The organism is Salegentibacter echinorum (assembly GCF_900129445.1).
GTDB classification, from domain to species: domain Bacteria; phylum Bacteroidota; class Bacteroidia; order Flavobacteriales; family Flavobacteriaceae; genus Salegentibacter; species Salegentibacter echinorum.
The window spans coordinates 1-20,258 of sequence record NZ_FQVT01000017.1 but is presented as its reverse complement, the minus strand read 5'-3'; the positions used below and the strand labels follow the sequence as shown (position 1 = coordinate 20,258).

The 20,258-nt window shown below is 38.1% G+C and carries 14 protein-coding genes; 7 read left to right on the top strand and 7 right to left on the bottom strand.

Going from position 1 to position 20,258, the window contains the following annotated elements:
• Positions 1 to 75: 75 nt before the first annotated feature.
• The 4 genes from BUA71_RS15365 to kdsA all read right to left on the bottom strand — a co-directional run bounded on the left by BUA71_RS15365 (position 76) and on the right by kdsA (position 4,967).
• Positions 76 to 933 (bottom strand): universal stress protein, encoded by an 858-nt coding sequence (locus BUA71_RS15365; protein ID WP_072881350.1) that lies wholly within the window; start codon positions 931 to 933, stop codon positions 76 to 78.
• 112 nt (positions 934 to 1,045) lie between these two features.
• The gene (locus BUA71_RS15360; RefSeq protein WP_072881348.1) at positions 1,046 to 2,659 is read right to left on the bottom strand and encodes a BCCT family transporter; all 1,614 of its coding nucleotides are present in this window, start codon (positions 2,657 to 2,659) and stop codon (positions 1,046 to 1,048) included.
• Positions 2,660 to 2,682: 23 nt separating this feature from the next.
• On the bottom strand, positions 2,683 to 3,837 hold the full coding sequence (locus BUA71_RS15355) for a hypothetical protein (protein WP_245812618.1): 1,155 nt from the start codon (positions 3,835 to 3,837) through the stop codon (positions 2,683 to 2,685).
• 311 nt (positions 3,838 to 4,148) lie between these two features.
• On the bottom strand, positions 4,149 to 4,967 hold the full coding sequence (kdsA, locus tag BUA71_RS15350; protein WP_072881346.1) for a 3-deoxy-8-phosphooctulonate synthase: 819 nt from the start codon (positions 4,965 to 4,967) through the stop codon (positions 4,149 to 4,151).
• 313 nt (positions 4,968 to 5,280) lie between these two features.
• On the opposite strand from kdsA, the gene typA reads away from it, so the two are divergent.
• A complete protein-coding gene (gene typA / locus BUA71_RS15345) occupies positions 5,281 to 7,080 on the top strand; it encodes a translational GTPase TypA (RefSeq protein ID WP_072881344.1) in 1,800 nt (599 codons plus the stop codon).
• Between the two features lie 277 nt (positions 7,081 to 7,357).
• Here the strand turns inward: typA and BUA71_RS15340 are convergent, their stop codons facing one another.
• Positions 7,358 to 8,041 (bottom strand): cell division ATP-binding protein FtsE, encoded by a 684-nt coding sequence (locus tag BUA71_RS15340; RefSeq protein WP_072881343.1) that lies wholly within the window; start codon positions 8,039 to 8,041, stop codon positions 7,358 to 7,360.
• A gap of 236 nt (positions 8,042 to 8,277) precedes the next feature.
• Between BUA71_RS15340 and BUA71_RS15335 the strand changes: the two genes are divergently transcribed.
• The 5 genes from BUA71_RS15335 (at position 8,278) to BUA71_RS15315 (ending at position 17,429) form a co-directional block, all read left to right on the top strand.
• Positions 8,278 to 11,292 (top strand): tetratricopeptide repeat protein, encoded by a 3,015-nt coding sequence (locus BUA71_RS15335; RefSeq protein WP_072881341.1) that lies wholly within the window; start codon positions 8,278 to 8,280, stop codon positions 11,290 to 11,292.
• A gap of 49 nt (positions 11,293 to 11,341) precedes the next feature.
• The gene (locus tag BUA71_RS15330; RefSeq protein ID WP_245812617.1) at positions 11,342 to 13,066 is read left to right on the top strand and encodes a TonB-dependent receptor domain-containing protein; all 1,725 of its coding nucleotides are present in this window, start codon (positions 11,342 to 11,344) and stop codon (positions 13,064 to 13,066) included.
• 462 nt (positions 13,067 to 13,528) lie between these two features.
• Positions 13,529 to 14,659 carry a hypothetical protein gene (locus BUA71_RS15325; RefSeq protein WP_072881337.1) on the top strand — a complete coding sequence of 377 codons (1,131 nt, stop codon included), beginning with the start codon at positions 13,529 to 13,531 and terminating at the stop codon, positions 14,657 to 14,659.
• A gap of 84 nt (positions 14,660 to 14,743) precedes the next feature.
• Positions 14,744 to 16,369, top strand: a complete 1,626-nt coding sequence (locus tag BUA71_RS15320; protein ID WP_072881335.1) for an amidohydrolase — start codon at positions 14,744 to 14,746, stop codon at positions 16,367 to 16,369.
• Positions 16,370 to 16,496: 127 nt separating this feature from the next.
• Positions 16,497 to 17,429, top strand: coding sequence for a peptidylprolyl isomerase (locus tag BUA71_RS15315; RefSeq protein WP_072881333.1), 933 nt, complete (start codon positions 16,497 to 16,499; stop codon positions 17,427 to 17,429).
• A gap of 317 nt (positions 17,430 to 17,746) precedes the next feature.
• Here BUA71_RS15315 and BUA71_RS15310 read toward each other — a convergent pair whose 3' ends face one another.
• Complete coding sequence (locus tag BUA71_RS15310; RefSeq protein WP_072881331.1) at positions 17,747 to 18,388, bottom strand: peroxiredoxin; 642 nt, start codon at positions 18,386 to 18,388, stop codon at positions 17,747 to 17,749.
• A 164-nt stretch (positions 18,389 to 18,552) separates the two neighbouring features.
• Positions 18,553 to 19,122 carry a thioredoxin family protein gene (locus BUA71_RS15305; RefSeq protein ID WP_072881329.1) on the bottom strand — a complete coding sequence of 190 codons (570 nt, stop codon included), beginning with the start codon at positions 19,120 to 19,122 and terminating at the stop codon, positions 18,553 to 18,555.
• 73 nt (positions 19,123 to 19,195) lie between these two features.
• Between BUA71_RS15305 and BUA71_RS15300 the strand changes: the two genes are divergently transcribed.
• Positions 19,196 to 19,531, top strand: a complete 336-nt coding sequence (locus BUA71_RS15300; RefSeq protein WP_072881327.1) for a tRNA-binding protein — start codon at positions 19,196 to 19,198, stop codon at positions 19,529 to 19,531.
• Positions 19,532 to 20,258: the final 727 nt, after the last annotated feature.

Here is a 20,258-nt window from a genome sequence, read left to right as displayed (position 1 = left end):
CAAGCCTTTTTATTTAAAAACAAAAAGGCTTGAAACTTGAATGACTAGTTCTGGTGGATAAATTACTAAGTAATATTACTTTGAGACCCATATTGGCAATTCGGGTTTTTCACCAAAAAGTTCTTCAGTAACGCTTCCCACCAAAAGGTTGGAGATGTTATTGGCACCTTTATCTGCCACTACAAGCATATCTACTTTATCCCTTATTGCAAAGTCGAGAAGATTACTGGCCGTGCTGGAGGTGCGTCCCGGGATGATAACAGGAGATATATCGCCGTTATAATCTAATTTATCAAGAAACTTCTCAATCTTTTGCTTTGCGTGGTTTTCAATCTTGGGAGTCATTGTTTCGGTAGAGACATAGGGGGAAAATTGCACCGGAATTGAAAAAACGTGAGCGGCAGAAACCGAGGCTTTAGTAGCTTGCTGTAAAATCTCTGCCACCGTAAATACTTTTTTAGACTCCCGGGAAAAATCGGTTCCTACCCATATTTTATCAATTTTTGGCGTGAAATTGAGAGGGAGGGAAAGAATATCACATTTTAATAAGCGCAATAATTTATTGCTTACCACGCCGGTTCCTTTTTTTCTGTTTTTATTACCAAGAATCACCAAATTGATATAATATTTATTAACGATATAGCTAATTAAGGATTCGGTGTAAGGATCTTCAGAAATTAGTACTTCCCACTCTACTTCATTCGTAAAGTGAGTAGCTACTTTTTCGTTTAGTTCGTCCCCAATAATTTCATCGAGATTAATATCTTTTAGCTGCTCTTCAAATAGTGAGGTGATCTCATATTTTTTAATATTATGAACAAAATATACTTTCTCTACTTTTAGTTTTTCGGCTAAAAACGAAGCATACTTAATAAGGCCCGTATCAATTTCAGATAAGTCTAAACTTACCAAGACATTTTTTAGTTTTTCCATAATACCTTTATTTTAATAGTGTTACCAATTATATTAAGACGTTGATTCGAATCCCTAAAATATAAAGCAGAAATCATTAAATCCCGAACTTCTCAGGAGGAGAATTTCTGATTTATTCTTTTTTAGTATTTCTCTTTTGCACAATATTATGTACAATTTCCTCATAATTTTCTATTTCTTTCTGTTCTTTCTTGTCTTCCAACTCGGCATAATCTTCTCTAAGGCCTTTGTAGAGTGAATAACACATTACCATAAGAATTAACGCAAAAGGAAGACCGGTAACAATGGTTGCGGTTTGCAATGCCTGCAGTCCGCCACCAATTAATAAAACAGCCGCTACGGCTCCCTCAGTCACGGCCCAAAAAATACGTTGACCAACAGGAGAATCTATCTTTCCTCCGGAAGTTAAACTATCTACCACCAGGGAACCGGAGTCTGATGAGGTAATAAAGAACCCGGCAATAAGAATAATGGCTACGATGTTAATAAGCATAGCAAGCGGATAATCCTGAAAGAACACAAATAACGCAGTGTCAATACTTTCATTTACTGCATTAATTATAGTACCATCGCCTGTCATTGCTTGCTGAATTGCTGAACTTCCAAAGGTTGACATCCAGAAAAATGTCACCAGGGAAGGTACCAGTAATACGCCTAGAATAAACTCTCTTATGCTTCTACCTTTAGAGATTCTGGCGATAAACATTCCCACAAAAGGAGACCAACCAATCCACCAGCCCCAATAGAAAATTGTCTGGTTATTTTGCCAGGAACCGTTGGTATAGGTTTCACTCCAGGTTGCGATTTTTAAAAAGTTATAGAAATAGCTTCCGGTGTTTTCAACAAAAGATCTAAAAATAAAAATGGTTGGGCCCAAAACAAGAGCCAGTAATAATAAGACCAGTGCAATGCGCATATTCCATTCACTAAGAATTTTTACTCCCTTATCTACCCCCAGTACCACAGAGGTTGTTGCAACTATGGTAATTCCTACAATAAGCATAACCTGGGTAAATATCCCGTTAGATATGCCGAAGACATGATTTAAGCCTGAAGCTATTTGTTGCACTCCAAAACCCAGTGAGGTTGCGAGCCCAAATAAGGTGGCCAGTACCGCAAAAATATCTATAGCATCCCCAATTCTTCCATAAATTCTATCGCCCAAAAATGGATAAAATATGGATCTAATGGTTAACGGAAGTCCGCGAGAATAAGTGAAATAGGCCAGGGAAAGTCCTACCAGGGCATAGACACCCCAGGCGTGAAAGCCCCAATGCAGGAAGGTGAAATTCATAGCTTCCTGTGCTGCTGCTGCCGTTTCTGGCTCTGCCATTGGTGGATTCGCATAATGGTTAACCGGTTCGGCTACTCCAAAGAATAAAAGACCAATTCCCATCCCGGCACTAAAGAGCATGGCAAACCAGGAGCCTTTGGTAAACTCTGGTTTAGCGTTTAGTCCGCCAATTCTTAGCTTTCCAAATTTACTGAGTGCCAGATAAATTAGAAAAACCAAAAAGGAGTTAATCGCCAGGATAAAAAACCAGTCGGCATTATCGGCTACCGCTGTTTGAATATTTTTAAATGTTTTTTCAGCTTCTTTCTCAAAGATAAGCGTTAAGGTAATGCTTACGAGAATGAAAAAAGAGGAAGTAAAAAACACAGGACCGTTTATATCCAACCCAAAAATCGTTTTCTTCTCATCACTTCTTGTAACTTTCTTAGCCATATAGTTGATTTTCTAAGATTAATTTAAAAATAATAACCAATATTTATATTAAAACGGGCCTCCCATTTTGCATCGGGATTTCCTGCGGCAAAGTCATCTTTAAAATTACCGCCCAGCCAGGAATGGTTATAACCTGCTGCGTAATCTATATAAGTATAAACCTGTCCTGCTGTCACCAAAACGCCGGTAACATTCATATAGGAATCTGTAAATTGAGACTTTTGTTTTTGCATATAACCAAAATCATTGTAGAATTCCAAATTAGAAACAGGTCCTAAGTTAACAGGAATATTTCTGGAAACAGCAAGGGAATATAGATTAAAATCTGCCGCTACCTGATATGGAGCTCCATAAGCACCAAATTTTAAAACGTCCCTATTTTCTCCTGCAGCGTTTTTAGGATTATGAGAAGCAGTAAGGGCTTGTGCTTTTACATTCCATCGATCCTGGCTAAATTCATAATGAGCGGCGAGCCCATAATGATCTCCATTTTCTTTAGTGTCCAGATTATAAAGTGACCCATATTGTGCCGAAACTCCTAATCTATTGGCTGCTTTATCCCCAAACTTATAAACGAATTTCCCATTAAATTGATTAATTTCTTTATTTCTTCCTACTACATCGTAAGAATAACGGCTGGTGGAAGATTCGGTCTCACTGCCAAAATTCAATTCCTCAGCCCCTTTAAAGAAGGCGAGATGATATTCAAATTTCTCTCCCGCATGTATATATTTTAAGCCCATATCGTGATCGTCTTCCAGGCCTACATAATAGGTTAGGTTAAAAAACCAATTGTGGGAGTTATACTGTTGAATGCCAAAAGGTACCTGCGTGAGCCCTATCTGAATTTCATCGATATCGGAAAATTTATAACCCATCCAGCCTTGTTTTAGCACCCCACCTCCAAAAGCGTCTGAGTATAATCTATATTCTGCGTTTAGATAAACACCTTTAAACCTGGCATTGAAGTTCACCCGAAACATATCATAACCAAAATCTCCACCGCGATTTTTTTGTCCCTCTTTCCAGGACGAAAGATTATAGTTGAAACGCAACGCACCTCCAACTGAAATTTTAGGTTCATCTTGTGCTGAAATCGGAAGAGAGATTAGAAAACAGATGAATAATAAAAGAGGTGAATAGGTGCTTAAACTTTCTCCTGTAGATTGGTGTTTCATATATAGCCGTTAAAATCAAGTCTTGCAAAATAGATTTTTTCAAAAGAAAAATCTGCACAAGCTACTTGCATTAACGTTTTTTTAATTATTGGAGCTCAAATAATTAAATTGAAATATCCTCCTGAAATAACTTTCAGGAGCTTTGGTTAAATAGTTTAAAGTTAGGACAGGGGAGAATGTTTACACGATAATTGAGATTTAAATGCTGCGTCCCAATAACTACCGGGAAGCCTGGAAATCAATTTTTCCTTTTTTAAAACCTCCTGGACTTGCCCCAGGTTGGTTTATTCATAATTTTAGCAATAAAATTTCTAAAGCTGATTAGCCACTTTCCTAATCGCGACAAGATTGCTTAACAATTTTTCAAGATGTTTTAAATCTAACATATTGGCACCATCGCTTTTAGCATTGGCGGGGTCGAAGTGTGTTTCTATAAAAAGTCCGTCAACTTTATTTACAACGCCAGCGCGGGCAATGGTTTCAATCATATCTGGTCTTCCGCCGGTAACACCACTGCTTTGATTGGGTTGTTGCAGGGAGTGAGTGACGTCTAAAACCGTTGGTGCAAACTCGCGCATAGTTGGGATTCCGCGGAAATCTACAATCATATCCTGGTAGCCAAACATAGTTCCACGATCGGTTAGCATTACCTGTTCGTTGTCGCATTCGGTCACCTTGGTTGCGGCATGCTTCATACTCTCGGGACTCATAAACTGTCCTTTTTTTAGGTTAATTGTTTTTCCGGTTTTGGCCGCAGCGACTACCAAATCGGTTTGACGCACCAAAAAAGCGGGGATTTGAAGCACATCCACATATTCCGCAGCTATATTGGCATCACTTACTTCGTGGATATCGGTAACTGTAGGTACTTTAAAAGTCTCTGAAACTTTCCGAAGGATTTTTAAAGCTTTTTCATCCCCAATCCCGGTAAAGCTATCAATACGGCTGCGGTTGGCTTTTTTAAAGGAGCCTTTAAACACGTAGGGAATTTCCAGTTTATCGGTAATACTTACTACTTTTTCGGCAATCCTTAATGCCATATCCTCACCTTCTATGGCGCAGGGCCCGGCAAGTAAAAAGAAGTTATTAGCGTTGATATGCTTTAACTGCGGAATGTTTTCAAGTTTCATAAATACGAATTAAGATGCAAAGATAATAGAATTGAAAAGAATTAGATTCTTTGTTATATTAACTATCTCCGAATTTTTTATGTAATGAACACTCTTTCAGAATAGAGGAGTAGTTAGCGTCATTTTCTCTATTTCTTTATTATTTCAAGAAAAAAATGCTTTCTGAAGCTTTTTTTTCAGTTTTTAGAACGTTAATCAATTGATTTACACTAAAATTACTTCAAAAATTTTTATTGATATTTCGTGAATTTTGTCCCCTGTGTTTTTAATTAATGCCGTACATTTGCAGCCTTAAAAAATTAGGAGCTTATATATGACAGCTATTAAAAATATCGCGATTATCGCACACGTTGACCACGGTAAAACTACTTTGGTTGATAAAATTATGTATCACTGCCGTTTGTTTAGGGATAACCAAAATACAGGAGATCTTATTCTGGATAATAATGACCAGGAAAGGGAACGGGGGATTACCATTACTTCAAAAAACGTTTCGGTAGTCTATAAAGACACAAAGATTAATATTATTGATACTCCCGGTCACGCCGATTTTGGTGGAGAAGTAGAACGGGTATTGAATATGGCAGATGGGGTGTTGCTTTTAGTAGATGCTTTTGAAGGGCCTATGCCACAAACACGATTTGTACTGCAAAAAGCTATAGATTTAGGGCTTAAGCCTTGTGTGGTGGTAAATAAAGTAGATAAACCTAATTGTACGCCAGACGAGGTTCACGAAAAAGTGTTTGACCTGATGTTTGAATTGGGTGCCGAAGAATGGCAATTGGACTTTCCAGCGGTTTATGGTTCTGCTTTAAATAACTGGATGAGTGAAGATCCTAATGAAAAGACCGAAAATATTGAACCGCTTTTGGATATGGTTTTGGAACATGTTCCTTCACCAAAAGTTCAGGAAGGTTCAACCCAAATGCTTATTACCTCATTAGATTTCTCTTCTTTTACAGGAAGAATTGCGATTGGTCGTTTACAACGCGGGACCTTAAAAGAAGGAATGCAAATTTCTTTAGTGAAGCGTGATGGTAGTATAAAAAAGACAAAAATTAAAGAACTTTATACTTTTGTAGGGCTTGGTCGCCAACGAGTAGATGAGGTTCAACCCGGCGATATTTGTGCGCTGGTTGGTTTAGAAGGTTTTGAAATTGGTGATACCGTTGCCGATGTAGAAAATCCTGAAGGACTTAAAACCATAGCCATAGATGAGCCTACAATGAGTATGCTGTTTACTATTAATGACTCTCCTTTCTTTGGTAAAGATGGAAAGTTTGTGACTTCAAGGCATATTAAAGAAAGGCTAACCAAAGAGCTTGAAAAAAACCTGGCGTTAAGAGTGCAGGAAACCGATAGTGCCGATAAATTTTTGGTTTATGGCCGTGGGGTAATGCACCTTTCGGTGTTAATAGAAACCATGCGTAGGGAAGGTTATGAGTTGCAGATAGGTCAGCCGCAGGTGATTATTAAAGAAATAGATGGTGAACAATGTGAGCCGGTAGAAGAACTTACTATAGACCTGCCTGAAGATGTTTCTGGTAAAGCCGTGGAAATGGTAACTATGCGAAAAGGCGAAATGTTGAGCATGGAAACCCGTGGGGAGCGCATGATTATGCAATTTATTATTCCTTCCAGGGGAATTATTGGTTTAAGAAATCAATTGCTTACCGCTACTGCAGGAGAGGCGATTATGGCACATAGGTTTAAGGAGTATCAACCCTTAAAAGGTGGAATTCCGCAGCGTCAAAACGGATCTTTAATTTCTATGGAAAAAGGAAAAGCAATTCCTTATTCTATAGATAAACTTCAGGATAGAGGGAAGTTTTTTGTAGATCCCGGTGAAGAGATTTATGAGGGACAGGTAATTGGTGAAAACTCACGTCAGGATGATATGGCCGTGAATATTACGAAAACCAAGAAGCTTTCTAACGTACGTTCTTCTGGTGCCGACGATAAGGCTAAAATTGTTCCGGCGATTAAGTTTTCTTTGGAAGAGGCTTTAGAATATATTCAGAAAGATGAATATGTAGAAGTAACGCCAAATCACCTAAGATTGCGTAAAGTTTTTCTTACCGAAAATGAACGAAAAAGAAATAAAATAGTTTAATCTGTTTTTACAAATAAAGCTTTAGGCTTGTTTTAAGATTTCTGAAAAGGAACTTTTAACAAGCCTTTTTTTTTGCGCTAGAAGTTCAAGGTTCGTTGAATAGTAGGCAGTCGGCAGTCGCAGTATTTCAGTGTGCAGTTGGCAATCGCAGTGTGCAGGAACAGTATTCAGTTTTTAACACCAAACACTAAACAACAAACCACAAACAATCAGTTCGCAGTAGTAGTATTTAGTAGATGAAATTTGCCAGCCCGAGAACCGATAACTCACAATTGAATTAAACTGATTTTTGCACCACTTCAAACACGCGTTGGCCGTCACACTTTAAGGTCTTAGACGGGTATTTTAGTAGTAAAGCATAGTCGTGGGTGGCCATAAGGATGGTGTTGCCGTTTTTGCTTATTTCCTGTAGTACTTCCATGACTTCTACCGAAGTTTGGGGATCGAGGTTTCCGGTGGGCTCGTCTGCCAGGATTAATTCGGGGTCATTTAAAAGTGCCCGGGCAATGGCAACCCGCTGCTGCTCGCCGCCAGAAAGTTGATAAGGAAACTTAAAACTTTTAGATTTCATGGCGACTTTACCCAATACTTCATCAATTTTGTTTTCCATGGCTTTTTGGTCTTTCCAGCCGGTAGCTTTAAGTACAAAAAGCAGGTTGTCTTTTATATTTCGATCTGTGAGTAGTTTGAAATCCTGAAAAACCACTCCCAATTTTCGTCTTAAGTAAGGGATATCTTTCTCCTTAAGTGTCCTAAGATTATAATCTACAATGGTCCCTTCACCTTCAGTAAGCGGTAAATCCCCGTAAAGCGTTTTCATAAAACTACTTTTTCCGGTGCCGGTTTTTCCAATGAGATAAACAAACTCCCCTTTATTTATAGTAACGTCAACTTCAGATAAAATAAGGCTTTCACGCTGATAAATAGCGGCATTTTTTAATTCCAGAACGGTATGGGACATATATTTTAAAACTTAATGATTTGGGTGCGAGAAGTTTCAGCTAAAAAATAAGTTGAATTCTGGCAAACCCGTAGCGTTTTTAATAATAGAAACTAAGGTGTAAAAGTATCGTAAATATACATTTTTCAAAAGACGCGCATTTACTTTTTTTGAGATTAACATAATTATCACTATTTATCGACGTTAATAACTCAAGGTTTAAATTATCTTTGAATCATCAACTAAAAAAAAATTAAATGACATCTAACAAAATCCTTCTGTTTGTTGTTTTAATCTGCTTTTCATTTCAGGGAATTTCTCAACGTTCGGCGGCCTATACCAATGATCTCGCCGAGTTTAATCGTGCCCTGGAGCTATATAATAATCAGCAATTTTTGGCTGCCCAAAATTTGTTTGACGATGTAAAAGAACAAACCGAAGATGAAAAAATTGAAGGCGATTGTGCTTACTATATTGCCAATGCGGCAGTAAGGTTAAATCAACCGGGTGCCGATAAGCTTATGGAGCGCTTTGTGACCCGTTATCCTACCAGCACAAAAACCAATTCGGCTTATCTAGACGTTGCCGATTACTATTTTAAAACGGGAAAATATTCCCTGTCTAGAAAATGGTACGATAAGGTTGACGAAAACAGTATGAGCCGCAAAGACCGGGAACGTTTCTATTTCAATAATGGTTATGCTTACTTTAAAGCCAAGCGCTTTGACCAGGCCCGTAAATATTTAGAAAGGGTGCGCGATTCTAAGGAATTTGGCTCGCAGGCTAAATATTACATTGGGTATATGGCCTATGAAGGTGATGATTATGAGGAAGCCAACCAGTATTTTGAAGAGGTGAAATCTAACGACCGATACAGCGAAGACCTTTCTTACTTCCAGGCTGATATGAATTTTAAACTCGGTAATTTTGAAAAAGCCATAGCACTAGGAAAAGAGCAACTGCAAAGTTCCAATCGTTTAGAGCGTTCTCAATTAAATAAGATTATTGGAGAGAGCTACTTTAACCTGGAGAAATATGACGAGGCCATTAAATACCTTAAGGAATACAACGGCCAGCGGGGCAGATGGAACAACACCGATTATTACCAATTGGGTTACGCTTATTATAAACAAGGTGATTTTGAAAAAGCAATCGCCGAATTCAATAAAATAATTGATGGAAATAATGCAATCGCACAAAATGCCTATTACCATTTAGCGCAGTCTTACCTAAAATCTAACCAAAAGCAACAAGCCTTAAACGCATTTAAAAATGCCAGTGAAATGGATTTTGATGCTAAAATTAAGGAAGATGCTTATTTAAATTATGCAAGGCTCGGGTATGAGATAGGAAATAGTTATGAGAGTCCCTCGCAGGTTTTGATCACGTATCTCGAAAAATATCCCGATTCTGAAGCTAAACAAGAGGTTGAAAGCTTATTGATCGATTCTTTCCTTACCTCAAAGAACTACGAAGAAGCGATGCGCCTGTTAGAAAAAAACAGGAACTTTAGCGATAAACAGGCCTATCAAAAGGTAGCTTATTATTATGGGCTTCAGCTTTACGAAGATGGGGATTATGTTGAAGCGATCAATAACTTCGAAAAAGCACTTTCAGAACCACGAGATCAAAAAATCACTGCAAAAGCTACTTTCTGGAAAGCAGAAAGTGAATACAGTATTAACCGAATAGACGATGCGATAATAGGATATAAAGAATTCGCAGGAATGAGTGCTGCACGCGGTACAGACGAACTGGAAAACCTCGATTATAACCTGGGATATGCCTACTTCAAAAAAAATGAATATGCCAGGGCGATAGAATACTTTAAGCGTTTTGCTGAAGATGATAGTAAAGAAGTGGCCACCAGGAACGATGCTTTGTTGCGCCTGGGAGACACCTATTTTGTGAGCAGCCAATACTGGCCGGCGATAGAAGCTTATAATAAAGCCATCGCCCAAAGTGGAAATAACGATTATGCCGCATTTCAAAAAGCGATGAGTTATGGTTTTATAGATAGAAGGGATACCAAAATTGAAGAACTTAAAAAATTTATCAATAAATATTCCCGCTCTTCCTATCGGGACGATGCTTTATACGAATTAGGAAACACTTATATCGCTGCCAATAATACTCAAAATGGGCTTTCTACTTACGATAGGTTGATAAGAGAAGTACCAAAAAGTGCGTTCGTGCCAAAAGCAATGTTAAGACAGGGGCTTATACATTACAATTCCAATAACGGTGACCAGGCTTTAAGGCGTTTAAAGCAGATAGTTAGCGACTATCCCAATACGCCAGAGGCCATGCAGGCAGTTTCTACTGCGAGAATGGTGTATGTAGATATGGGAAGGACCGATGAGTATGCGCGCTGGGTGAAAAATATAGATTTTGTTGAAGTTACCGATGCAGATCTTGATGATACCAGTTATGAAGCTGCCGAAAATCAATATTTTAATAATGACTACGACAAAGCCATTAGCGGATTTGAAAAATACCTGGGAAGCTTTCCAAATGGAATTCACGCTATAAATGCCAATTTCTATTTAGGACAGTTATATTTTAGAAAAGGTGAAAAACATAAGGCCGCTAAATATTATAGATATGTTGCCGAAAAACCTAAGAATGAATTTACCGAGCAGTCACTTTCTAGATTATCGGAATTGCTTTTAGAAAACGAGAATTACCGGGAAGCGGTAACTTATTTAGAAAGATTGGAAAAAGAGGCCGGTTCACAACAAAATGTGGTTTTTGCCCAGAGTAACCTCATGAAATCTTATTTAGAACTGGAGCAAAACCAAAAAGCTGCTGCTTATGCCGATAAAGTTTTAGGTAATGAAGAAGCAGATAAAGAAGCCAGGAATGATGCCAGGTTAATCGTGGCCCGTGCTGCTTTTGCTTCCGGAAATATGCAAAAAGCTAAATCTGCTTATGCCGAAGTACAAAAAACAGCAAAAGGCGAACTGGCTGCAGAGGCGCTTTATTACGATGCTTATTTTAAGAATTCGGCCGGGAATTTTGAAGCTTCCAATGCTGCGGTACAAATTCTCGCCAAAGATTTCTCCGGTTATAAGCGTTGGGGAGCCAAAGGCCTGGTATTAATGGCCAAAAACTTCGAGAAGTTAGGTGATGCTTATCAGGCGACTTATATTCTGGATAACGTAATCAAAAACTTCAGCAATTATCCAAAAATTGTAACAGAATCCAAACAAGAATTATCCAGAATTAAAGCTGAAGAAGCAAAAACCAACTCTTCAGTAGAAACCAATTAATCAGTTTAAAAAGTTCTCAATCTAATTGTTAAGAAAATTTAATATGCGAATGTTCTCTATAAAAAGAAGCCTGTTTTTATGTCTATTTTTAGTAAGTGGGATTCTTTTTGCCCAGGATCCCATTGGTAGCGAAACAGTAACCGTGGTAAAACCTTATACGCCCACGGTAAAAGACGCTAATAAAATTAAACAAATGCCTACAGAAGCAGATTCTGTTACAACCCAAAAGAAACAGGTGCAGTACAGGATTTTTTCGGTGCCGGTAGCTTCTACTTTTACACCGGCTAAAGGAAGGGCGACGACTGTAGAAAGGGAAAGGCCGGTTAAGGTTTACGATAATTACGCCAGCCTTGGCTTTGGAAATTACGGTAACCTTCTCGCCGAATTTTACAGCAATCTGGAAGTGAACCGAAACGATAATTTCGGCATTTTTCTAAAGCACAACTCCAGTCAGGGCGGTATTGATGATATTATTTTAGATGATAAATTTTACGATACCGAACTTAACTTAAGTTATAATTCTAAAAATCGTGACCTGGGTTGGAAGACCGAGGTTGGCGGCGAACATCAGCTTTTTAACTGGTATGGCCTGCCTGCAAATAATACTTTTTCCCGGGAAACCATTAACAGTATAGATCCTGCCCAAAATTACTATTCGGTGTATGCCGGTGGGGAAATAGACATGTATGATTCTTTTTTCGATAAAGCGCGGGCAAGATATAGATATACCGGAGACTCTTATTCCACTGCTGAAAATCATTTTGATGCCCACGGAACTTTTGAGATGAATATTGCCGACGAGTTGATTACCACTAGGCTGCACGCCGATATTGTAAACGGTGAAATGGGAGAGGAATTTCTCGCACCAAATAGTTTTGAATACACTTTTATGAATTTTGGGATTAACCCGAGCTTAGTGATTCTGCGCGACGATCTAACCCTGGACCTGGGCGTGGCTTTCTACTACAGTTTGGATACAGAAAATAGCGATAACAGCTTTAAAATCTATCCTAAGGTGACGGCCAGTTATAAGCTTGCAGGCGATTATTTCACTCCTTATGCCGGTTTAGAAGGTGGCTTGCAACAAAATACTTACTATAAGTTTGCGCAACAGAACCCGTTTATTTCGCCCAGTGTTGCCGTTAAACCTACAGATAATGAATATGATGCTTATGTAGGTGCAAAAGGAAAATTGAGCAACAGTGTTTCCTATAATTTTAAAGCTGCTTATGCGTCTCAGTTTAACAAAGCCTTATTTACCCGAAATTCTCAGGCCAATGCCGTTGTAGCCGAAAATTATGCCTTCGGAAACTCTTTTGATGTGGTTTATGATGATGTAAAAACACTTTCAGTTGCTGCGGAATTAAATGTAGATGTAAACAGGGATTTTAGATTGAGCCTTAATGCTGAATACTTAGATTACAACACAGATAGGCAAGCTGAAGCCTGGAACCTACCAGACCTAAAAGCTTCGTTGAATGCTGATTATCAAATTAGCGAAAAATGGTTTGCAGGTTTAAATCTTTTTTACACAGGAGAACGCTATGATCAGGAAAGGATTGTAGCAGCAACTACAGGCGATCCTTCCCGAGAAACCATTAAATTAGACAGTTATTTTGACGTAAACGCAAATTTAGGCTACCGTTTTAACGACAGGCTCTCAATTTTTGTAAAAGGAAGTAACCTGTTGAATAAAGATTACGATAGATGGACCAATTTTAAAGTTCAGGGTATCCAGGTACTCGCGGGAGGAACTTATAAATTTGATTTCTAAAAATTTCAAAATGTTCAAAATTATTTAAAGCATCCCTCTGGATGCTTTTTTTATGGCGAACTTTATATAAAGCATACAGTTTTCTTAATTCTTGATTCTTGTCTCTTTTTTTTTATGCTCTCTTCTTTATTTCATTTTCTCCATTCTCATCAAGCTATAATTTACAAGAGATGTTGAGTAACATAATAATGATTATTTTCTACCTGTATCTGTAAAATAATTTCCGTTTTAACTACTTTTGCAACAAAATCGGGGAAATCTATGTTTATCCTGTAATATTCGAAAAATCTGAATTTGGTGTTTATAACGAGCATCAATGTAACTTATGGTTAAAAATTACTTAACAATAACACAACATTGAAATTCTGTTTTTACAAAGAGAACTAACTAATATTGCACCTGCATTTTTAAAGTTTTTAAAAAGCAAAAACACAAATTAATATTCTTAAAAGCGCTATTTAGATGGCAAAAAAAGGAAAAAAGTTTAAACGTAGTGACCGGTCCCGCCCATATTTGAACATTCTGGACTTTATGGTGCAGGAAAAGACCTTCCTGGCAATTATCATTGTAGGTATTATAACCGCAGGTATTTTTACCGGTAATAAAACAGCAGCCATGTGGCTTGGTTTTTTCTTTGCCGCTTATGCCACAATTGCAAATGACAGTATTCAATCCCTGGGAACCTTTATAGAAAGTAACAAAGCCAAACGCTGGTGGATCTTATGGATCTATGTGGGAACTATATTTCTGGGCGTGGTGAGTTTTAGTTGGTATTTCTTTGATGGGGATGTCACCTTTCAAAGACTGCTAAAGCCTGATGGTACTTCGCCATATCCGCATCCTGAGTCCTTTAGTTTCTTTCAAATTATTGCGCCCTTAGTCTTGTTGATCCTTACCAGGCTTAAAATGCCGGTATCCACTACTTTTCTTATTTTAAGTGTATTTAGTGCCGATACGTCAGGAATCACCTCGGTGGTTTGGAAGAGTTGGACGGGCTACATTCTTGCGTTTATCCTGTCTTTTTTAGTGTGGTACCTTTCCTATAATTTTATTCGTAAATACTTTAAAAGTCGGAAATTCAACAATAGCTGGACGGCTGTACAGTGGATTGTGAGTGGTACGCTCTGGGGGGTTTGGGTAATGCAAGACGGGGCCAATATTGCGGTCTTCCTGCCGCGAAGCCTTGATACTTTTCAATTTATAGTATTTGCCTTAACCATATTTGCAGGCCTGGGGTTATTATTCTACCTACGTGGGGATAAAATACAGGAGGTAGTAAGTGAAAAATCCCGAATTTCTGATATTAGGGCTGCAACCCTCGTAGATTTAACCTACGTGGTGCTGCTTATTTACAAACTGTTTATTAGCACGGTGCCAATGAGTACTACCTGGGTATTCCTTGGTATTATTGGCGGTAGGGAAATAGCCATAAGTTTGGCACGTAAGAAAAAAGGTAAAAAACACCGTAAAAAAGCCGGTAAAATGATCTTTAAAGATTTCTCCTATGCGATGATAGGTTTATTTGTTTCGGTGGCCCTGGCGGCTTCAGCAAACAAAAGTATTCGCGATCAAATACTTCAGGCGATCTTTTAGTGTTAAGAATAGCTATAAATAAATACTTAAAAATGCGTCTTTAACGGACGCATTTTTTATTTTTATACGCAAATAGATAGCATTATGAATAAACTACTCCTTTTTTTTCTTGGTCTTTTCATTTTTTCCTGTAATTCTGAAGAGAAAGAAAATGCAGATTTATTAGTTTTTAATGCTGAAATTTATACGGTAGATAGTACTTTTAGTAAACAGGAAGCTTTTGTAGTAAGAGATGGGAAGTTTCTTGAAATTGGTTCTTCTGAAGCCTTAAAGAAAAAATATAGAGCTGAAAAATCCATAGATGCAGAAGGAAAAGCAGTATTTCCGGGACTTATAGATGCCCACGCACATTTCTACGGAATGGGATTGCAGCAGCAAAAAGTAGAGCTAACCGGCACAAAGAGTTTTAAGGAAGTAGTACAGCGTATTGTGGATTTTCAGAAGAAAAACAATGCAGATTTTATTACCGGTAGGGGATGGGATCAAAACGATTGGCCAAATAAGGAGTTCCCCGCAAAAGATACTTTAGATCAACTTTTCCCTGAAACCCCGGTGGCCATTACCCGAATAGATGGGCATGCGCTACTGGCAAATCAGGCGGCATTGGATAAAGCGAATATTACTACAGAAACAACTTTCGACGGTGGCGATATTGAACAAAAAAACGGCAAACTTACCGGAATTATTGTAGATAATCCTATGCAACTAATTTCCCGGGCGCAACCAGAAACCACTAAACAGGATCAAATAAAAGCCTTAAAACAAGCCGAAGATATTGCGCTTAGCTACGGGTTAACCACCGTGGTAGATGCGGGGCTCGACAGAAAAATAATCGAGCTTATGGATAGCTTGCAACAACAGGATGAAATAGCAATTAGGATCTATGCGATGATTAGTAATTCTAAAGAAAATTTAGATTATTACCTGGAGAAAGGACCTTATAAAACCGACCGGTTAAATGTACGTTCGGTGAAATTCTTTGGCGATGGCGCACTGGGATCTCGCGGTGCAGCGCTAAAAGAAGAATACAGCGACAGGCCGGGACATTTTGGAGCGCTGCTATCCCCGGTGGAAGATTTTAAAGAAACGGCCAAACGAATTGCAAATTCTGAATTTCAAATGAACACCCACGCCATTGGGGATTCGGCAAATTACCTGGTGTTGAAAACTTACGATGAATTGTTGGAAAACGATGAAGACCGACGCTGGAGAATAGAACACGCCCAGATTATTGATGAAGCTGATTTTCATTATTTCAGTAAAAATATTATTCCCTCGGTGCAACCCACCCATGCGACCAGCGATATGTATTGGGCAGAGGACCGGCTGGGCGAAGAAAGAATAAAAGGTGCTTATGCTTATAAAAAGTTATTGAACGAAGCGGGAATTGTAGCGCTAGGCACCGATTTCCCTATTGAAGAGGTAAATCCTTTTCTTACATTTTACGCTTCAGTTGGAAGACAGGATACCGATAACTATCCCGAGGGAGGTTTCATGAAAGAAGAGGCACTATCCCGGGAAGAAACTTTAAAGGGAATGACTATATGGGCGGCCTATGCTAATTTTGAAGAAAACGAAAAAGGAAGTATCGAAGCCGGGAAGTTTGCCGATTTTGTGATTTTAAACCAGGATATTATGGAGGTTGACCTTAACAAAGTACCCGAAACAAAAATTCTGGATACTTATATAAATGGTAAAAAGGTGTATTAACCCCATTATTCATGAATCAGTGCAAAAATCGTTTCTCAGCGCATTATGGGATTAAATCATTAGTCGAACACTAATTATTAAAAACTTCAGCAAAAAAGATATCTTTACAACTTAAAAATTAATAAAAATGAACGACGGATTATACGCTAAATTTTATACAACCAAAGGACAGATTTTGGTTGAATTGGAATACGAAAAAGTACCGGGAACGGTAGGAAACTTTGTGGCTCTTGCCGAAGGGAATTTGGAAAACGATGCTTTTCCGCAGGGAAAACCTTATTATGACGGACTTAAATTTCACAGGGTGATTCCTAATTTTATGATTCAGGGAGGCGATCCCCAGGGAAGTGGTGTTGGTGGCCCCGGTTATAAATTTGAAGATGAAATTCACCCAGAATTAAAACACGATGGCCCGGGGAAACTATCTATGGCCAATGCCGGCCCGGGTACCAATGGAAGCCAATTTTTTATTACGCATACAGATACACCCTGGCTAGACGGGAAACATACGTTATTTGGAAATGTACTTGAAGGTCAGGATGTGGTAGATAGCATAGAGCAAGGTGATGAAATAGAGAAACTGGAAATTCTTAGGGGAGGAGAGAAAGCAAAAAACTTTAACGCAGTAGAAGCTTTTAGGCAATTTAACGGTGCGAAAGCCGAGCGGGAAGCAGCTGCAAAAAAACGTGAAGAGGAATTATTGGGAAAACACTCACAAGGATTTAATAAAACCGAAAGCGGACTTCGCTATAAAATTGAGAAAGAGGGAGAAGGAGCAAGGCCAGAAAAAGGGCAAACCGTTTCTGTGCATTATAAAGGAATGCTAACCGATGGAACTGTTTTTGACTCTTCCTATAAAAGAAATCAGCCGCTGGAATTTAAAGTCGGCACCGGCCAGGTAATTAGCGGTTGGGATGAAGGACTTTTACTGCTAAAAACAGGTTCACAAGCTCGCTTTGTGATTCCGTCTCACTTAGCTTACGGAGAACGTGGAGCAGGAGGGGTAATTCCACCAAATGCAGCATTGGTATTTGATTTGGAATTAGTAGAAATAAAATAAAAATAAGCCCCCTGGCCCCCAAAGGGGGAAAGAAGGAGCTGCCTTAAGAATAAAACGTTAATGTTGTTACATCACGATGATTGAGAGAAGCTTAGTAATCTATTTATTGATTTCCAATAAAGACGAAATTTTTTCAAGTGTGGAATAAGTTCCAAACCTCCATTGGATAATTCTAAATAATAAAAGGCCTCACAGTTTTGATCCTGTGAGGCCTTTTTAATTAGAATGCGGTGAAACCAACATTCTTCAAAAACATTCGATATTACCCCATTTTTTGATCATCATGTTTAAATTCCCCCTTTGGGGGTTAGGGGGCCTTACTTATTGTCTGGTTGCGGCGTCATTCTTAAATAAGGTTTTACTTCTTTAAAACCTTTTGGGAAAAGCTCTTTGGCTTCTTCGTTAGAAACCGCCGGGCTTATTACCACATCTTCTCCCTCTTTCCAATTGGCAGGAGTCGCTACTTTTTGATAAGCAGTAAGCTGTAATGAATCGATAACTCTTAGTAGTTCATCGAAATTACGACCTGTACTGGCAGGATAAGTAATCATTAATTTAATACTTTTATCGGGCGCGATCACGTAAACTGAACGCACAGTTAGTGTATCATCTGCTTTTGGATGAATCATTCCATAAAGATTGGAGACTTTCTTATCCTCATCGGCAATAATTGGAAAATTTACCGTGGTATTTTGAGTTTCGTTAATATCTTCAATCCAACCTTTGTGTGATTCTACACCATCTACACTTAAAGCTAAAACTTTGGTATTGCGCTGGGCAAATTCATCTTTGTATTTGGCCACAGCACCAAGTTCTGTGGTACACACAGGAGTATAATCGGCGGGATGGGAAAACAGGATTCCCCAGCTATCTCCTAAATAATCGTAAAAATTGATCTTTCCTTCAGAAGTTTCAGCATCAAAATTTGGTGCCTTATCTCCTAATTTTAATTCGCTCATAATATGTTGTTTTATTTGATAGTTTTCAAAATTTAAAATTAAAAAATATTCTGCTTTAAAACCTATTAAACCAATAGGAAATATATGTATTATGATAAAATTAACTGATACTTAAATCATTGGATGCTAAATTAGTACTTTGTGAGGGGGAATAAGCCTTGTATTCAGGTATCAGGACTATACTTCCATTTTATATTACAGCCTATACTGGGCTTCTGATTTGGAAGTACTTTTTTGTTGTTTAAAACCGCATCCATAGCTTCTCTAATGTCGCGTCCATTTACGGGAATACCATTTCCGGGCCTGGAGTTATCTAATTGTCCCCGGTAAATCAATTTAAGTTCATCGTCAAAAAGATAGAAATCTGGCGTGCAGGCGGCTTTATAAGCCCTGGCAACTTCCTGACTTTCATCATAGAGGTATGGAAAGGAATATTGGTGTCTTCTGGCAACTTCATGCATATTATCGGGATGGTCTGCCGGGTAGTTTTCTACGTCGTTACTCATAATGGCTGCAAACCCAAAACCTAAAACCCTATAATCCCCCGCCAGTCTTACAATTTCTTCGTTAACGTGTTTTACAAAAGGGCAATGATTGCTAATAAACATAATTAACGTGCCTTTTTTGCCGCGTATATTCTCTAAAGAATAGCGGTTGTTGATAATCACGTCTATTAGATGAAAATCTGGTGCGGGAGTGCCCAGTTCTATCATTGTGGAAGCAGTTCTGGCCATTTTTTTCTTATAAAGTTACAAATTCAATGTGAAAAAAAGTATTTATGTTATTTTCGATTTTTAAAAGTAGGCGATGAAAATATCCTGGAAAGATTTTGAGAAAGTAGAAATGCGCATTGGGACCATAGTTGAGGTTTCAGATTTTCCGGAAGCGAGAAATCCGGCCTATAAAATGCGTATCGACTTTGGAACCAAAATTGGTTTTAGAAAAACTTCAGCTCAAATTACTAAACGTTATAGCAAAGAAGATTTGTTAAACAAGCAAATTGTGGCTGTGGTTAATTTTCCGAAGAAACAAATCGCCAATATTATGAGTGAGTGCCTGGTGCTGGGTGTCGTGGGAGAAGCAAATGATATTGTATTGCTAAATACAGATGCTAAGGTAGAAAACGGTTTGCGGGTTGGGTAAAATTAATTTTGTTTATTCTTGAATAAAAAAAGCCACGAATTCACAGCTACTTATTATTTGTGAATTCGTGACCAGTATTTTTTAATACTACTCAATAGTCGCCTTAAGCAGTAATTGATTGTATTAATCTTTATAATTTACCGGTATTGTCCTAATTAATTTTAGAACAGAATTTATCTTTAAACTTTCTAATGCTATTTATTCTTTTTTGTATTACCCAAAAAAGAAACAAAAAAGTCTAGGCTTACGAAACTTTATCTAAATTTATCGTTCGATCCCTAAATTTTAGGAACTCGCCAATAACCTTTAGTATAAATTTAAAAATCCGTTTGGCTCAAACAGCCTAAAATTTTACGGAATTTTCACTTCAAATTTTACGATAATTTTTCGATAGGCCGAAGAAACCGTACTACTAAAAATCATCCATCATTATAGAAAGCTATAGGAGCCCAATTATAATAGGTTCTACAAAATATTTCCAAAAACGTTGCGGACGTTATTGCTAACTTATCATTGATGCCGATAAAAATATAACCAAATAACACGTTCTCTTTTATAATAGAGCCGAAGAGCAATTTCATAATTATCCTCCTTGCTAATTGAAATCTTTACGAAAAAGGGTGGTTGAAGAACAATCCTGTCCTAAATAAATATAAGGCACCCTAAATCTACCATTTCACTGGTTTATTTCGTTGTTTTGATCGATTTTCAAAAAAGAACCCCCTGT

Excerpts from the sequence above, each read along its gene's own strand:
- BUA71_RS15365 (WP_072881350.1), bottom strand. The coding sequence starts at position 933 with ATGGAAAAACTAAAAAATGTCTTGGTAAGTTTAGACTTATCTGAAATT.
- BUA71_RS15360 (WP_072881348.1), bottom strand. The coding sequence starts at position 2,659 with ATGGCTAAGAAAGTTACAAGAAGTGATGAGAAGAAAACGATTTTTGGG.
- BUA71_RS15355 (WP_245812618.1), bottom strand. The coding sequence starts at position 3,837 with ATGAAACACCAATCTACAGGAGAAAGTTTAAGCACCTATTCACCTCTT.
- kdsA (WP_072881346.1), bottom strand. The coding sequence starts at position 4,967 with ATGAAACTTGAAAACATTCCGCAGTTAAAGCATATCAACGCTAATAAC.
- typA (WP_072881344.1), top strand. The coding sequence starts at position 5,281 with ATGACAGCTATTAAAAATATCGCGATTATCGCACACGTTGACCACGGT.
- BUA71_RS15340 (WP_072881343.1), bottom strand. The coding sequence starts at position 8,041 with ATGTCCCATACCGTTCTGGAATTAAAAAATGCCGCTATTTATCAGCGT.
- BUA71_RS15335 (WP_072881341.1), top strand. The coding sequence starts at position 8,278 with ATGACATCTAACAAAATCCTTCTGTTTGTTGTTTTAATCTGCTTTTCA.
- BUA71_RS15330 (WP_245812617.1), top strand. The coding sequence starts at position 11,342 with ATGTTCTCTATAAAAAGAAGCCTGTTTTTATGTCTATTTTTAGTAAGT.
- BUA71_RS15325 (WP_072881337.1), top strand. The coding sequence starts at position 13,529 with ATGGCAAAAAAAGGAAAAAAGTTTAAACGTAGTGACCGGTCCCGCCCA.
- BUA71_RS15320 (WP_072881335.1), top strand. The coding sequence starts at position 14,744 with ATGAATAAACTACTCCTTTTTTTTCTTGGTCTTTTCATTTTTTCCTGT.
- BUA71_RS15315 (WP_072881333.1), top strand. The coding sequence starts at position 16,497 with ATGAACGACGGATTATACGCTAAATTTTATACAACCAAAGGACAGATT.
- BUA71_RS15310 (WP_072881331.1), bottom strand. The coding sequence starts at position 18,388 with ATGAGCGAATTAAAATTAGGAGATAAGGCACCAAATTTTGATGCTGAA.
- BUA71_RS15305 (WP_072881329.1), bottom strand. The coding sequence starts at position 19,122 with ATGGCCAGAACTGCTTCCACAATGATAGAACTGGGCACTCCCGCACCA.
- BUA71_RS15300 (WP_072881327.1), top strand. The coding sequence starts at position 19,196 with ATGAAAATATCCTGGAAAGATTTTGAGAAAGTAGAAATGCGCATTGGG.